This is a genomic window from Pantoea agglomerans (genome assembly GCF_020149765.1).
Classification (GTDB): Bacteria; Pseudomonadota; Gammaproteobacteria; order Enterobacterales; family Enterobacteriaceae; genus Pantoea; species Pantoea alvi.
Map to the genome: position 1 here is coordinate 2,147,071 of NZ_CP083809.1, position 13,001 is coordinate 2,160,071.

Consider the following 13,001-nt stretch of genomic DNA (forward strand, 5'->3'; position numbering starts at 1 on the left):
GTCAGGCCACGGCGGCCGCTTGGGTGGTTTTAGGCATCGCCAGGCTCAGCGTCTGCTGCTCCGTGGCGGCGTCATGCAGCAGTTCGCCGGCGATAGCGCCTTCGCGCATCACCACGATGCGGTCGGCCAGGCCCATCACTTCCGGCAGGTCGCTGGAGGCGAACAGCACCGCAATGCCTTTGCTCGCCAGCTGATAGATCAGGTTGTAGATCTCATGTTTCGCGCCGACGTCGATGCCGCGCGTCGGCTCGTCCAGCAGGATCACCTTCATCTCTTCCGACAACCAGCGGCCGAGAATCGCCTTCTGCTGGTTGCCGCCCGAGAGGTTCATAATCAGCTGCTCGGCGTGAGGCGTTTTAATATTGAGCGAGCGGATATGGCTGTCGGCGTTGCGGGTCTCCCACTGATTTTTAATCAGGCAGCCGGCGGTCAGATTATGACGGCGCGCGCTGATATTGATGTTGTCGCGCACCGAGTGAACAGGAATGATCCCCTCGGCTTTGCGGTCTTCCGGGCAGAGCATCACGCCGGCACGAATAGCGTCGATTGGCTCGCGCAGCTTCAGCACCTCGCCATCCAGCAGAATGCGCCCGCCGCGCAGCCGGGTCGCGCCGAAGATGCCCTTCATCAGCTCGCTGCGTCCGGCACCCACCAGCCCAAACAGGCCGACGATTTCACCGGCGCGCACCTCAAGCGAGATGGGCTCGCGCACCCCTTTCGCCTCGACCTTCTCCAGCACCAGCCGCACCGGCCCGTGCGGACGCGGCGTATAGCCGTAGATATCGCCGAGGTTGCGTCCCACCATCGCCTGCACCAGATCGTCATGATGGGTATTGGCCATATCGGTAAAGGTGCGCACGTAGCGGCCATCTTTAAAGACGGTAATGGCGTCGCTGAGCGCAAAGATCTCTTCCATGCGGTGCGACACGTAGAGCACTACCCGGCCCTCTGCGCGCAGCTGGCGGATAACGCGGAACAGGTTCTCGATTTCGCGCGCCGACAGCGAGCTGGTTGGCTCGTCAAACGCGATAATGCGCGCGTTGCGCGCCAGCGCCTTGGCGATCTCCACCATCTGCCACTGGCCGAGAGAGAGATATTTCAGCGGCATATCGGGATCAATATCCATGCCGAGATTTTTCAGCTGCAGCCCCGCTTCGTAGCGCAGCAGCTTGCGGTTCACCAGGCCGCGCTTGTGCGGGATCTGACCGAGGTAGATGTTCTCCGCCACGCTCATCTCCGGCACCAGATGCAGCTCCTGATAGATAATGGCGACGCCAGCATCCAGCGCCTCGCTGGTGTGCTGAAAACTGACCGGCTCGCCTTTAATGCGGATTTCACCGCCGCTGGGCTGATAGCTGCCGCTGAGAATTTTCAGCAGCGTCGATTTGCCCGCGCCGTTCTCGCCCATCAGGGCGTGTACTTCGCCGCCGCGACAGTCAAACGAGATATCCTGCAGCGCTTTAACGCCGGGAAAGGTCTTGCTGATGCCATGAAACGACAGAAAGGTTGGCTCGCTATTCATGGTAACTCCTCTGGTTTACCGTAGAGGTGCCGTCGCGCAGGCGACGGCACGGTACGCGGGTTTACATCAACCCTTTCTTCGCCAGTTCGGTTTTGAAGTTGTCGCGGGTAATCAGCACGACGTCGGTGACTTCGGTGAATTTCGGCGGCTCCGCCCCTTTGCTCACCCACTCATAGAGCATCTGGCTGCTCTTGTAGCCGTGGACGTCAGGGCTGGGCAGCAGCGAGCCGTAGAAGCCGGTCGCTTTGTCTTTCGACAGTTCGCTGATGGCGTCGACGCCGTTGATGCCGATGCCGATCACGTCCGCCGCCTTAAAGCCCTGGCCTTCGGTGGCGCGCACGCCGCCCAGCACGGTGTTGTCGTTCATGCCAACGATGAGCCAGTGTTTCACTTCCGGATGCTGCACCAGCAGCGAGTTGCCGGCGTCAAACGCGCCAGGGATATCGTTGGATTTGGTCGGCACCTGATAGATCTGCGCCGCCGGGAAGCCGGCCGCTTTCAGCGCATCCATCGAGCCGCCGGTGCGGCGACGCGCGGTATCCAGCTCGTTAGCGGTAATCGCCATCACGCCGGTCTCTTTGACGTTCCAGCCGCGCTTCTGCATCTCTTTATAGAGCTCCTGTCCCTGACGCTCGCCGATTTTGGTGGCGGCCATCATTACCAGCGGTACGCTATCCATCGGCTTGCCTTTGGCGTTAACGAACTGGTCGTCGACGGCGATCACCTTCAGATCGTAGCCGCGCGCCTTGGCGACGATAGCGGAGCCGAGTTTGGGGTCAGGGGTACAGATCACGAAGCCCTTCGCGCCGCTGGCGGCCAGGCTGTCGATGGCGTTAAGGGTCTTTTCGCCGTCGGGAATGGCGATTTTGATCACTTCAAAGCCTAAATCCTTGCCGGCTTTGTCCGCGAATTTCCATTCGGTCTGGAACCAGGGTTCTTCAGGCTGCTTGACAAGAAAACCCAGCTTCATGGTTTCGGCGATAGCGGAATGTGACATAACCGCTGCCAGGCCGATGGCCGCGAACGCTTTAGTGAATTTATGCATGATGCTCTCCGGAGCCAGGGTGTTTTTCCCTGCTGTTAACGAATCGGTGTAAACGCTACCAGTCAGTTTTCTTTTTTGGGTACAGATGAAAATCAGCGCGTTAGACCGGCGAATGAGTAAAGCCTGTGCAAACGCTGGGCTAGTTGTAGCGGGAAAGACGATGAAAAATGTAGAGCGGTATCACACCCTGAAATCACGGCAAAATGTTCCATATATTCAGCAATTTTAACCGACCGGCAACTTTTGTCGGCGATCACAAAATCGCTGCCCATGACAGAAAAGTGCATATTCTCAGCCATCGGGGAATAACGTTTCCTGCGCCGCCGTCACAGGATAAGGGACGATTATTCATAACAGGAGATAAGCGATGCGTGCTGGAGCCATCACTCTGGGCCTCGACTTTGGCAGTGATTCGGTACGTGCGCTGGCGGTTGACTGCGACAGCGGCAGCGAGCTGAAGAGCGCCGTAGTGAACTATTCGCGCTGGCAACAGGGTATGTACAGCGATCCCCATACCAACCGCTTTCGTCACCATCCGCTGGACTATATCGAGGCGATGGAGCAGGCATTGCTGGGGGTGCTCGACGCGCTGACGCCGGATCAACGTGACAGCGTCACGGGTATCGGCGTTGATACCACCGGCTCGACGCCCGCCCCCATTGACCGCGACGGCAATGTGCTGGCGCTGCGTCCCGACTTCGCCGACAACCCCAACGCCATGTTTGTGCTGTGGAAAGATCACACCGCTATTGAAGAGGCGGAAGCCATTAACCAGCTCTGCCGCAGCGGGCGCTTTACCGACTACAGCCGCTATATTGGCGGGATCTACTCCTCTGAATGGTTCTGGGCAAAAATTCTGCACGTCTCTCGCGCTGACGCCGCGGTGCGCGACGCAGCCGTATCATGGGTCGAGCTGTGCGACTGGGTGCCGGCGCTGCTGAGCGGCACCACCGCGCCCGCCAGCCTGCGGCGCAGCCGCTGCGCCGCCGGGCATAAGGCACTGTGGCATCCCGACTGGCAGGGTTTGCCCGACCCCGACTTCCTTAACGCGCTCGATCCGCTGCTGACGCAGCAGCTCGACTCACCGCTGTTTAGCGACACCTGGACCGCCGATATTCCGGTCGGCACGCTGAGCGCCGAATGGGCGCAGCGACTTGGCCTGCACCAACCCGTCACTATCGCCGGCGGCGCGTTCGACTGCCATATGGGTGCCGTCGGCGCAGGCGCACAGCCCTATACGCTGGTCAAGGTGATCGGCACCTCAACCTGCGACATTCTGATCGCCGATGCAGATCAGGTGGGCGATCGCGCCATCAAAGGCATCTGCGGCCAGGTCGACGGCAGCGTTATGCCGGGCGCTATCGGCTGTGAGGCGGGCCAGTCTGCATTCGGTGATATTTACGCCTGGTTCAGCCGCCTGCTCGGCTGGCCGCTGCAGCAGGCGGCAGCGCAGCACCCTGAGCTACAGCCGCAGCTGGCTGAACTGCAGCGCAGCCTGATCCGCCAGCTTACCGAAGCCTGGGCCGCCGATCCGCAGCTGGATCACCTGCCGGTGGTGCTCGACTGGTTCAACGGACGCCGTACCCCCAACGCTAACCAGCGCCTGAAAGGCGTGATCACCGATCTCAATCTCGGCACCGACGCCCCCGCGCTGTTCGGCGGCCTGATCGCCGCCACCGCCTTCGGCGCGCGCGCCATTATGGAGTGCTTCGAACAGCAGCAGATCCCGGTGGAGAACATCCTGACGCTGGGCGGCATCGCGCGCAAATCGCCCGCCATTATGCAGGCGTGCTGCGACGTGATGAACCGCCCGCTGGACATCGTCGCCTCGGATGAGTGCTGCGCGTTAGGCGCGGCGATCTTCGCTGCCGTTGCCGCGGGCGTTTACCCCTCGGTGCCTGAGGCGCAAAAAGCCATGGCCAGCCCTATTGCCGTCACGTTACAGCCCGACGCCACGCGTGTCGCGCGCTATCAGCAGCTTTACGAACGTTATCAATTCTGGTGCGCGGCGGCTGAGCCGCAGTATGCGTCGCGCCCCGCCAACGCTAATTGAGGAGTGGTTTTATGGATCAGTACAACGCGCACAGCGTATGGTTTGTGATCGGCACCCAGCATCTTTACGGCGCGGAGACCCTGCGTCAGGTGGAAGAGCACGCGCGCCAGGTGGTTGAAGGGCTGAACGCCTCTTCCACCTTGCCGCTAAAGCTTATCGCCAAACCGCTGGTGAAATCGCCGGATGAAGCGCTGGCGCTCTGCCGCGACGCCAGCCATGACGACAGCTGCGTCGGCATCATCACCTGGCTGCACACCTTCTCGCCCGCCAAAATGTGGATCGGCGGGCTCAGCGTGCTCAACAAGCCGCTGCTGCAGTTCCATACCCAGTTCAACGCGGAGATCCCGTGGGACGGCATCGATATGGACTTTATGAACCTCAACCAGACCGCGCACGGCGGCCGCGAGTTCGGCTTTATCGGCGCGCGCATGGGGCTGCAGCACAGCGTGATCACCGGCCACTGGCAGGATGCGGCGAGCCAGCAGCGCATCGGCAACTGGATGCGCGCCGCCTTCGCGAAGCAGAGCAGCCAGCAGCTGAAGGTGGCGCGCTTCGGCGACAATATGCGCGAAGTGGCGGTGACCGAAGGGGATAAAGTCGCGGCGCAGATCCAGTTCGGCTACGCGGTCAACGGCTGGGGCGTCGGCGATCTGGTCGAGGTGATTAATCAGGTAAGCGACGGCGAGGTTAACGCGCTGATCGATGAGTATGAAAGCCTCTACCGCTTTAGCGACGTGGCGGCCAGCGGCGGCGAGAAGCGCCAGAACGTGCTCGACGCGGCGCGTATCGAGATCGGCATCAAGCGCTTCCTTGACGACGAAGGCTGTAAAGCCTTTACCACCAACTTCCAGACGCTGCACGGCATGACGCAGCTTCCCGGTCTGGCGGTGCAGCGCCTGATGGGCCAGGGCTACGGTTTCGCCGGCGAAGGCGACTGGAAAACCGCTGCGCTGCTGCGCATTTTCAAAGTGCTGGCAGGGGATCGCCCCGGCGGCACCTCCTTTATGGAGGATTACACCTACCACTTCTCGCCCGGCAACGATCTGGTATTAGGCTCGCATATGCTGGAAGTCTGCCCCTCTATCGCCAAAGAGGAGAAGCCGCTGATCGATGTGCAGTTCCTCGGCATCGGCGGCAAAGCCGATCCGGCGCGCCTGATTTTCTCTACGCCAGCCGGTCGCGCGATCAACGCCAGCGTGATTGATATGGGCGACCGTTTCCGCCTGCTGGTGAACGTGGTGGATGCGATTGAGCAGCCGAAGCCGCTGCCGAAGCTGCCGGTCGCGCGCGCGCTGTGGCGCGCCCAGCCGTCGCTGGCCACCGCGTCGGAGGCCTGGATTCTGGGCGGCGGCGCGCACCATACGGTGTTCAGCCAGGCGCTGACGCTGGAGGATATGTATCTCTACGGCGAGATGAACGATATTGAAGTGCTGGTAATTGACGAGCATACGCGGCTGCCGGCGTTCAAGGACGCGCTGCGCTGGAACGAGGTGTATTACCGCTCGAAACGCTAGGCTGTGGTTTGAGAGAGATACGCGCCGACTTTTACAGTTGGCGTTTTCTTTTTCAGGCCCAAGCTGCCCGGTAGGGAAGATGGGCAGTTCTGTGAAGTCGGTTTAAAAACATTCGTGGAGCCTCGGCCTCGCCTTACTCGTCCTGTCCTGGAATCGCCCGCAAGCGGGCCAATGCTATGCATCGTTCAAAAACGCTCACGCCGTTTTTGTCCATGGCTCGGACGCTTCACTCTACTGCCCATCCTCCCTCCTTTATGAACCTCTGTGCGATTTGTTTCGAGCGCTATTCACACAGCGATACCCTGGCCCGCAAGAGAAAGGGGTATTGCCCGGATGGCAAGACCGATGCGTTATTAAGCGCTGAGTGTTATTCACACAGCGATACCGTAGCCAGCAAGGGAAAGGGGGTATTGCCCGAATGGCAAAACCGATGCGTTATTAAGCGCTGAGTGTTATTCACACAGCGATACCGTAGCCAGCAAGAGAAAGGGGGTATTGCCCGGATGGCAAGACCGATGCGTTATTAAGCGCTGAGTGTTATTCACACAGCGATACCGTAGCCAGCAAGGGAAAGGGGGTATTGCCCGAAGAGCAAAGCGTCCGAGCCAGGATGGCGAGGCCGATCCGCATGGATGCGGGCATTCTTTGCGATCGGGCAATACCCCCTTTCACACGGCATAACATCACAGCCATGACGTTATCCCCTTTGCACACAACAAAAAAGCCGCCCGCTGGCGGCTCAAATCCCCTCTTTTAACTCAGGTCGCAATCCGCTTCACCGGCGCATTCTTCTGCCGATCCCATATCACCGTCAGCAGACGCTGCAGCGCGATAAAGGCAAACAGCAAAATACCAATCGCGATCTTGGTCCACCAGGAGCTCAGCGTACCGTCAAAATTAATCCAGGTCTGAATCAGCCCCTGAATCAACACCCCGAACAGCGTGCCCAGCACCGTCCCGACGCCGCCGGACAGCAGCGTACCGCCGATCACCACCGAGGCGATGGCATCCAGCTCGACCCCCAGCCCCGCCAGCGCATAGCCCGCTGAGGTATAAACAGAAAACACAATGCCCGCCAGCGTCGCCAGCGTGGTCGACAACATATAGATGCGGATAGTTGTCGCGCGCGTGGAAATCCCCATCAGCTGCGCCGAGGTAACGTTGCCGCCGATTGCGTAAACCTGATTGCCAAAGCGCGTGCGGTGCGCCAGCAAAATGCCGCCCGCCACCACTAGCAGCATCACCAGCGCCAGCAAACTCAGCCGCCCGCCACCCGGCACCTTCCACGCCATGCTGGAAAGCGTGGCATACAGCGGATGATCGATGGGAATTGAATTCTCCGACACCAGATAGCTGCAGCCGCGCAGAAAAAACATCCCCGCCAGGGTAATAATAAACGCCGGGATCTTCAGCGCGTCGATCAGCCAGCCCATCATGGCGCCGAACAGCGCGCCCGCCACCAGAATAATGGCAAACGCCAGCAGCGGATGAATATGCAAATCGCCGATGGCGCGCGCCAGAAACACGCCGGTAAAAGCGATCACCGCGCCCACCGACAGATCGATACCGCCGGAGAGAATGACAAACGTCATGCCCACGGCAATAATGCCCAGAAAAGCGTTATCGGTCAGGATATTGCAAATTACGCGCGTCGAGGCGAAGCCGGGAAACTGGCTCAGACAGAACAGATAGCCAGCAACAAACACCAGCAGCGTAATCATCAGGGGAAGATGACGTTTAATCATTGGGGCCGTCTCCGTTTCAACATCGCCAGAAAGCGCGGCGACTGCAGCAGCAGCACGCACATCACCACCACCGCCTTCACCACCTGATTCAGCTCCGGCGGAAAACCGGAAAGCAAAATGCCGGTATTCATCGCCTGAATAATCAGCGCGCCGATCAGCGACAGCACCAGATTAAAACGACCGCCCATCAGCGAGGCGCCGCCAATCACCACCGCGAGGATCGCATCCAGCTCCAGCCACAGGCCGGCGTTATTGGCGTCCGCGCCGCGAATATCGGCGGTCACAATCAGGCCCGCCACCGCCGCGCACAGCCCGCTGATCGCATAGGTGGACATCACCACCAGCCAGCCGGTCACGCCCGCGTTGCGCGCCGCGCGCAGGTTAATGCCCACCGCCTCGATAAACAGCCCGAGCGCGGTCTTGCGCGTCAGCAGCCAGACCAGCAGCGCCGCTGCCAGGGTAATCCACACCGGCACCGGCAGCAGCCAGAGCGAACCGCTGCCCAGCCAGCCCAGCGTCGCGCTGTCAAAGGTAACGATCTGCCCCTGGGTAATCAGCTGCGCGATGCCGCGCCCCGCCACCATCAAAATCAGCGTGGCGACAAACGGCTGAATGCGCAGCAGCGCCACCAGCACGCCGTTCCATAACCCGCACAGCAGGCCGGCACCCAGCGCGGAAAAAATGACCGTCGTCAGGCTGTGGCCCGCCACCGTCAGGGTGGCGGCGGTCGCGCCCGCTATCGCCATCACCGCGCCCACCGAGAGATCGATGCCGCCGGTGGCGATCACCAGCGTCATGCCGATCGCCAGCAGCGCCACCGGCGCGGCGCGGTTAAGAATATCAATCGGGCTGCCGAACAGACGGCCGTCCTGCAGATGGATGGCGAAAAAATTATTCGCCACCAGACTATCCACCAGCAGCACCAGAATCAGCGCGGCGATCTGCGGCAGACCCGGCGGCAGGCGAAACTTACGGCGTTCTGGCTTCGTCATATGGGATTCAAGCATGTTGTGCCCCTCCATCCGCGATGGCGTTCACAATCGACGCCACCGACAGCTGCTCAAGCGGGATCTCCGCCACCTGCTTCAGGTCGCGCATAATCACTACGCGATCGGCGTAGCCCACCAGCTCCTCCAGCTCGGAAGAGATCACCAGCAGCGCCAGCCCATCGGCGCACAGGGACTCGATCAGGCGAATGATTTCGGCGTGGGCGCCGACGTCGATGCCGCGCGTGGGTTCGTCCAGGATCAGGAACTGCGGTTTGGTCACCAGCCAGCGCGACAGCAGCACCTTCTGCTGATTGCCGCCGGAAAGCAGCTCTACCGGCTGCTCGGCGTGCGGCGTGCGAATGCCGAGACGCTTGATAAAGCGATCCGCAATCGCCTGCTGCTCGCGCCGCTTAATTGGTCGCAGCCAGCCGCGCTGCGCCTGCAGCGCGAGGATAATATTTTCGCGCACCGAGGCGGCGCCGATAATGCCGTCGGTTTTGCGATCCTCCGGGCAAAAGCCGATGCCGAGGCGCGACGCCTGCGCCGGGGAGCGGATAGTCTGAGGCTTGCCTTTAATGGTTGCCGTGCCGCGATCGGGCCGGCGAATGCCAAACAGCACCTCGGCGGTCTCGGTGCGGCCAGAGCCGAGCAGCCCGGCCAGCCCCACCACTTCGCCCGGGCGCACCTCCAGGTCGAAAGGTTCAATAGTGCCCTTCTTGCCGTAGTCGCGAAACGACGCCACCGGCTGATCGCTGCGCAGCGTGCTGCCCTGGCGCTGCAGCGCGGTCTCCAGCAGCTCGCGCCCCAGCATCAGCTTGATCAGCTCAATCTGCGGCAGCGTCGCGGTGTCGCGCGTGGCGATAAACTGGCCGTTGCGCAGCACCGTGATGCGGTCGGTAATGCGGTAGACCTGATCGAGAAAGTGAGTCACGAAGATCAGGCTCATCCCTTTGGCTTTCAGCTGCGCCATCAGGGTAAAGAGCATCTCGACTTCGCTGGCGTCAAGGCTGGCGGTCGGCTCGTCGAGGATCAGCACCTGCGCCGAAAGATCCACCGCGCGGCAGATAGCGATAATCTGCTGCATCGCCACCGAGTAGTGTCCCAGCGGGCGCGTCACGTCGAGAATAAAACCGTAGTTGCGCATCAGCGCGTCGGCGTCGCGCACCATTTTGCGGCGGTCAACCATGCCAAAGCGGCGCGGCTCGCGCCCGATAAACAGATTGTCGGCCACCGTCATATTCGGCAGCAGGTTAACCTCCTGATAAACGGTGCCGATACCCATCTTTTGCGCATCGGCGGTGCTGCGCGGCGCAATGGTCTGCCCGTTCAGCGTCAGCGTGCCCGCGTCGCGGCTGTAAACCCCGGTCAGCACCTTAATCAGCGTCGACTTGCCCGCGCCGTTCTCGCCCAGCAGCGCCATAATCTCGCCTTTGCGCACGCTAAACGACACGTTATCCAGCGCCTTCACGCCGGGAAACCCTTTGCTGACGCCGCTGATGGTGAGCAGCGTATCGTCATTGTGCCTAGTCATCTTGTCAGCTCCGCCTCAACAGATAAAAAGCCGCTCCGTAGAGCGGCTCGCGGCTCAGTAACCCATGCCTTTTTTCCGATCCAGCTGCGCCTGCGCGTCGGCAGGCAGATAGAGCCGGGATTCGGTTTTGGTGATCTTCGGCGGCAGCGTGCCATCTTTTTTAAACTTCTCCAGCGCGTCGAACGCCGGGCCAGCCATATTCGGCGTCAGCTCAACGTTGGCGTTAGCCTCGCCTGCCAGCATCGCCTTATAGATATCGGGCACGCCGTCGATAGAGCCGGTGAGGATATCTTTGCCGGGCTTCAGCCCCGCCTCTTTGATCGCCTGAATCGCACCGATCGCCATATCATCATTGTGGGCGTAAACCATGCAGATGTTTTTGCCGTTGTTCTCCGCCTTAATAAAGCTCTCCATCACCTCTTTACCCTTGCTGCGGGTAAAGTCGCCCGACTGCGAACGCGTCAGCTTGATATTAGGGTGTCCGGCGATCGCCTCGGCAAAGCCTTTTTTACGGTCAATGGCGACGCTGGCGCCGACGGTGCCCTGCAGCTCAACCACGTTGCACGGCTTATCGCCGACGGTCTTCACCAGCCAGTCACCAATCAGCTTGCCTTCCAGCACGTTGTCGGCGGTCACCACCGTCATATAGAGCGACTTATCTTTCACGACGATGGCGCGGTCCAGCAGGAATACCGGGATTTTGGCGTCTTTGGCTTCTTCCAGCACCGGCTCCCAGCCGGTCTGCACAACCGGCGCGATGAAAATCGCATCCACGCCCTGAGCGATAAACGAGCGCACCGCCTTGATCTGGTTCTCTTGTTTCTGCTGGCCGTCGGCGATTTTCAGCGTGATGCCGCGCTTCGCCGCTTCACTTTTCGCCACGTTGGTTTCTGCTGAGCGCCACCCCGATTCGGAGCCGACCTGCGAGAAGCCGACGGTCAGGTCGGCCGCCATTACCGGCGCGGCTAACGCGGCGCTGACCAGGCTGGTCAAAAGTAAACGTTTCCACATAGTTTGCATTCCTCTGAAGGGCTTTTGCGAGTAAGGGTAAAGAGCCCGTTTAGCCTGGCGTAAATCGGCCTGAATAAGGGCGACGCGCTTCACAAATTAGTTCAAATTAAAGGGGTTACGTGCAGGTATGGCAGTCTGGCGCAGGCGGGTGCATGGACAAAATAACTGAGTTATTTAAAAAGGCTGGTTAAATAAATGTAATAAACAGAATCGCTTATGAAATCTGCCTCTGAAAGCGATTACAATAATACGTACACTTTGGTCGCCGACCGGGGCGCGGGCGAGATAACGATTTTGTGATTTCCCGCACAGTCGCGGGGGGAAATTGGCTCGACGCCGCCTCGCTAGCGTCAGCGCAGAAAGCGCGTCCTGCTCAGGAAAAAAGAGGCTATTACCCGCCTCTGTTTCATCGTCAGTGCGGGCGCGTAATTCATTATGCTTTCTTGCTGTAAACGAAGCGGATCTTCCCTGCAAAAGCGGAAATAAAGCGCGCGATCGAATGCGTCGCGGTCTAGGCGATGGTGGACCTGTAAGGCTGACCGGCTATGCTTTAGCCGTTTCGCTTTCCTGACGCGCGGCTGACAGAAAGTGCTGTTTTTGGCGCATTGATTAACTAAAGTAAATAATTTGTCTCTTTTTCAGCATAAGGCGCTGGACAGCCTGCGCCTGCTCCCTATACTGGCCTCTTCTCTGTTCTCTTCATCTATGGCAATCATGACTGCGCAAGATTACCTGCTCAAATTCCGCAAAGTAAATAATCTGGAAAGTCTGGAAAAACTCTACGATCACCTTAACTACTCGCTCACCGATGACAGCGAGATTATCAGCATGTACCGGGCGGCGGATCACCGGCGCGCGGAGCTGGCATCGGGCGGTCGGCTGTTTGACCTGGGCCGCGTGCCGAAAACGGTGTGGCGCTACGTAGTCTGATAAAGGGAGTCAGGCCTGCCGACGCCGCATCGCTTCTGCGCGGGCAGGCCCTGTTTAGACGTGTTATCCTCTCCTGCTTTCCTTGCCGCAACAGGATCACCTCAATGAATCAACTGGTAACCGCGCCGCGTCTCGGCGGCTGGCTGCTTGTGCCGCTCGCCTGGCTGATTATGATGATGCTTACCAGCGCCATGGTGCTGGCGATGTACCTTAGTCCGCTGTTTAATCCAGCCTGGCGCGCGACGCTCTTTTCGCACGGCGGCATGCTGGTGACTAACTGGGCGGTCTCGCTGCTCACCGCGCTCGCCGTCTGGCTTTACAGCCTGTGGGTCTGCTGGATCTTCTGCAAACGCTCGCGCCGCCTGCCGCGCCACTACATTATCTGGCTGCTGGTGACGCTGCTGCTGGCGCTGAAGACCTTCGCCTTTACGCCGGTCTCCGACGGCAAGGCTGCTCAGACGCTGCTGCTCGCCCTGCTCGCCGCGGCGGTTTTCGTGCCCTATTTCAAACGCTCGCAGCGGGTAAAATCGACCTTTATTCAGCCGTAACGCCGTGAGTTTCGTCAACAATTTAATTCTGAGTGCGAAACAGCGCGCTGCCATTCGTGCAGTGGTTGAGATAGCGGCACAGATCACAGATAATGGGCCGCTTTCCGAATCAA

Annotated in this window: 11 protein-coding genes; 4 read left to right on the forward strand and 7 right to left on the reverse strand. The window is 60.1% G+C overall.

Annotated elements, in window-relative coordinates; translation table 11 throughout:
- Position 1 precedes the first annotated feature (1 nt).
- The 3 genes from araG to LB453_RS12950 form a co-directional block, all read right to left on the reverse strand.
- Positions 2-1,522 carry an L-arabinose ABC transporter ATP-binding protein AraG gene (gene araG, locus LB453_RS12940; RefSeq protein WP_103795667.1) on the reverse strand — a complete coding sequence of 507 codons (1,521 nt, stop codon included), beginning with the start codon at positions 1,520-1,522 and terminating at the stop codon, positions 2-4.
- A 61-nt stretch (positions 1,523-1,583) separates the two neighbouring features.
- Entirely contained in the window at positions 1,584-2,567 is a 984-nt protein-coding gene (locus LB453_RS12945; protein WP_103795666.1) for an arabinose ABC transporter substrate-binding protein, read from the reverse strand.
- Positions 2,568-2,659: 92 nt separating this feature from the next.
- On the reverse strand, positions 2,660-2,866 hold the full coding sequence (locus LB453_RS12950; RefSeq protein ID WP_158253392.1) for a hypothetical protein: 207 nt from the start codon (positions 2,864-2,866) through the stop codon (positions 2,660-2,662).
- A 68-nt stretch (positions 2,867-2,934) separates the two neighbouring features.
- On the opposite strand from LB453_RS12950, the gene LB453_RS12955 reads away from it, so the two are divergent.
- A complete protein-coding gene (locus LB453_RS12955) occupies positions 2,935-4,620 on the forward strand; it encodes a ribulokinase (RefSeq protein WP_103795665.1) in 1,686 nt (561 codons plus the stop codon).
- Positions 4,621-4,631: 11 nt separating this feature from the next.
- Positions 4,632-6,134 carry an L-arabinose isomerase gene (gene araA, locus LB453_RS12960; protein ID WP_103795664.1) on the forward strand — a complete coding sequence of 501 codons (1,503 nt, stop codon included), beginning with the start codon at positions 4,632-4,634 and terminating at the stop codon, positions 6,132-6,134.
- A gap of 758 nt (positions 6,135-6,892) precedes the next feature.
- Here araA and yjfF read toward each other — a convergent pair.
- From yjfF to ytfQ, 4 genes are read right to left on the reverse strand one after another with little or no spacing between them, the layout of a single operon-like run.
- Positions 6,893-7,879 carry a galactofuranose ABC transporter, permease protein YjfF gene (gene yjfF, locus LB453_RS12965; RefSeq protein ID WP_103795663.1) on the reverse strand — a complete coding sequence of 329 codons (987 nt, stop codon included), beginning with the start codon at positions 7,877-7,879 and terminating at the stop codon, positions 6,893-6,895.
- Complete coding sequence (gene ytfT, locus LB453_RS12970; protein WP_103795662.1) at positions 7,876-8,886, reverse strand: galactofuranose ABC transporter, ATP-binding protein YtfT; 1,011 nt, start codon at positions 8,884-8,886, stop codon at positions 7,876-7,878. Before ytfT ends, yjfF begins: the two co-directional genes overlap by 4 nt.
- Positions 8,879-10,399 (reverse strand): galactofuranose ABC transporter, ATP-binding protein YtfR, encoded by a 1,521-nt coding sequence (gene ytfR / locus LB453_RS12975; protein ID WP_103795661.1) that lies wholly within the window; start codon positions 10,397-10,399, stop codon positions 8,879-8,881. Before ytfR ends, ytfT begins: the two co-directional genes overlap by 8 nt.
- A gap of 54 nt (positions 10,400-10,453) precedes the next feature.
- Entirely contained in the window at positions 10,454-11,410 is a 957-nt protein-coding gene (gene ytfQ / locus LB453_RS12980; protein WP_103795660.1) for a galactofuranose ABC transporter, galactofuranose-binding protein YtfQ, read from the reverse strand.
- A 714-nt stretch (positions 11,411-12,124) separates the two neighbouring features.
- Here ytfQ and ydgT point away from each other — a divergent pair.
- Together ydgT and LB453_RS12990 are read left to right on the forward strand one after the other, a co-directional pair.
- Positions 12,125-12,340, forward strand: a complete 216-nt coding sequence (ydgT, locus tag LB453_RS12985) for a transcription modulator YdgT (protein ID WP_103795659.1) — start codon at positions 12,125-12,127, stop codon at positions 12,338-12,340.
- 104 nt (positions 12,341-12,444) lie between these two features.
- Positions 12,445-12,888, forward strand: a complete 444-nt coding sequence (locus tag LB453_RS12990) for a DUF2569 domain-containing protein (protein WP_103795658.1) — start codon at positions 12,445-12,447, stop codon at positions 12,886-12,888.
- Positions 12,889-13,001 lie beyond the last annotated feature (113 nt).

Excerpts from the sequence above, each read along its gene's own strand:
- araG (WP_103795667.1), bottom strand. The coding sequence starts at position 1,522 with ATGAATAGCGAGCCAACCTTTCTGTCGTTTCATGGCATCAGCAAGACC.
- ytfT (WP_103795662.1), bottom strand. The coding sequence starts at position 8,886 with ATGCTTGAATCCCATATGACGAAGCCAGAACGCCGTAAGTTTCGCCTG.
- LB453_RS12945 (WP_103795666.1), bottom strand. The coding sequence starts at position 2,567 with ATGCATAAATTCACTAAAGCGTTCGCGGCCATCGGCCTGGCAGCGGTT.
- ydgT (WP_103795659.1), top strand. The coding sequence starts at position 12,125 with ATGACTGCGCAAGATTACCTGCTCAAATTCCGCAAAGTAAATAATCTG.
- araA (WP_103795664.1), top strand. The coding sequence starts at position 4,632 with ATGGATCAGTACAACGCGCACAGCGTATGGTTTGTGATCGGCACCCAG.
- LB453_RS12950 (WP_158253392.1), bottom strand. The coding sequence starts at position 2,866 with ATGGCTGAGAATATGCACTTTTCTGTCATGGGCAGCGATTTTGTGATC.
- yjfF (WP_103795663.1), bottom strand. The coding sequence starts at position 7,879 with ATGATTAAACGTCATCTTCCCCTGATGATTACGCTGCTGGTGTTTGTT.
- LB453_RS12990 (WP_103795658.1), top strand. The coding sequence starts at position 12,445 with ATGAATCAACTGGTAACCGCGCCGCGTCTCGGCGGCTGGCTGCTTGTG.
- ytfR (WP_103795661.1), bottom strand. The coding sequence starts at position 10,399 with ATGACTAGGCACAATGACGATACGCTGCTCACCATCAGCGGCGTCAGC.
- LB453_RS12955 (WP_103795665.1), top strand. The coding sequence starts at position 2,935 with ATGCGTGCTGGAGCCATCACTCTGGGCCTCGACTTTGGCAGTGATTCG.
- ytfQ (WP_103795660.1), bottom strand. The coding sequence starts at position 11,410 with ATGTGGAAACGTTTACTTTTGACCAGCCTGGTCAGCGCCGCGTTAGCC.